The following is a 1,563-nucleotide window of genomic DNA, read 5'->3' as shown; positions in this document are numbered from 1 at the left end:
CCTCATCGAACTGATGATCGTCGTCGTGATCGTCGGCATTCTCGCCGCGATCGCGCTGCCCGCTTATCAGGATTACATGACGAGGAGCAAAATATCCGAGTTGATCGCTCGCCTGGCCGAGGCGAAAACATCCGTGAGCGAATACTTTGCATCCCATGGTAGCTACGGCAGTAATGCAAGCTCGGTGGGGCTCAATACTAGTGCGAGTGGCAAATATGTTTCATCTCTGGCGTGTGGAACAAACTGCGGAGAACTCACTGTTACATCGTCGAGTGCAACCGATCTGCCGTCAGATGCGCGAGGCAAGACCATCATACTGTCCGCGACTTCCACCGCCAATGGCGTGGTGACCTGGAAGTGCAAGGCCGGAACCATGCCGTCGAAATACCTGCCAGGCAGCTGCAAGGGTTGATTGGTCTGATACGGCGGCGTGGCCTGAGGTGGGTTCCCGGCTTCGGCTGACGCTGCCGTTGATGGGACGAACCGTCCAGCCCCGGCGCGGACCGGGGCCATTCGTTTGGATGGGCGTCTTGCTCGCCGCCACGGCAGCCATCTACTGGCCGGGGCTGCCGGGCGGCTTCTATTTCGACGACTTTGCCCAGCTCGTCCTGAACCCATTTGTCCAGATCGAGGCGCCGAGCTCCGGGGCACTGCTCAAGGCGGCCGCTTCTTCGACTTCAGGCCCGACCGGACGGCCGCTGTCCATGGTGAGCTTCGCGCTGGATTACTGGCGGCTGGGCGGCTTGACGCCGGCCGGATTCAAGCAGATCAATCTTTTCCTGCACCTGATCAACGGACTGCTGGTCGCCTGGCTGACGTCGCAGCTGCTTCGGGCGCTGGGGGCGCCGTCGCCGGCTGCGCGGCAGGCGACATGGCTGGCCGCCGCCTTCTGGCTCCTTAACCCCTTGCATGTCTCCACCGTGCTCTATACGGTGCAGCGAATGACGCTGCTTTCCAGCGGCTTCATGATCGCTGGACTGCTGGGCTATGTGGCAGCCCGCCAGCGCGGCCGCTGGGCCTGGGCGCTGGCCAGCCTCGGACTTGGCACCGGGCTGGCCACCTTCAGTAAGGAAAACGGGCTGCTTGCACCTGCCTACGCGGCGATCATCGAGGTCTTCGTCCTGCGCTTCGCCGGGCTGCCTGCCGGGGCGCGCCGGGCTTATCTGCTCCTCTATGGCGTCGGCGCGGTGTTTTTAGCCGCGACCGTGGCCGTTCTGGTTGCCGACCCGGACTGGGCCGCCCGCTCCTATGCCGGTCGCAGCTTCTCCCTGAGCGAGCGCCTGCTCACCCAACTGCGCGTGCTGGCGTTTTATCAAAGGCAGGCATTGCTGCCCGACTTGAACGCGATGGGGCTCTACCACGACGACTACCCGCTGTCGAAAGGGCTTTGGCATCCGCCGAGCACGGCGGTCGCCCTGGCCTGGCACCTACTTCTCCTGGCTACGTCCGCCCTGCTTCGACGGCGCGCGCCTCTGGCCGGCCTGGGGTTGGCATGGTTTTATGTGAGCCACTTGCTCGAATCGACCATCTGGCCGCTGGAGCTGGTGTTCGAACATCGCAATT

2 protein-coding genes are annotated in these 1,563 nt (G+C 63.4%); both read left to right on the top strand.

The features are described 5' to 3' along the window. Positions 1–412 (top strand): pilin (locus ACK4FK_RS18770; protein ID WP_409747235.1); only part of this gene is annotated, 412 nt, incomplete at its 5' end. A gap of 118 nt (positions 413–530) precedes the next feature. Beyond that, on the top strand, positions 531–1,563 hold a 1,033-nt coding region (locus tag ACK4FK_RS18765), incomplete at its 3' end, for a hypothetical protein (RefSeq protein WP_409747232.1).

Source organism: Ferrovibrio sp., from assembly GCF_046297895.1.
Taxonomy (GTDB): domain Bacteria; phylum Pseudomonadota; class Alphaproteobacteria; order Ferrovibrionales; family Ferrovibrionaceae; genus Ferrovibrio.
Note: the sequence above shows the minus strand (reverse complement) of the source record. Positions and strands in the feature narration are given on the sequence as shown.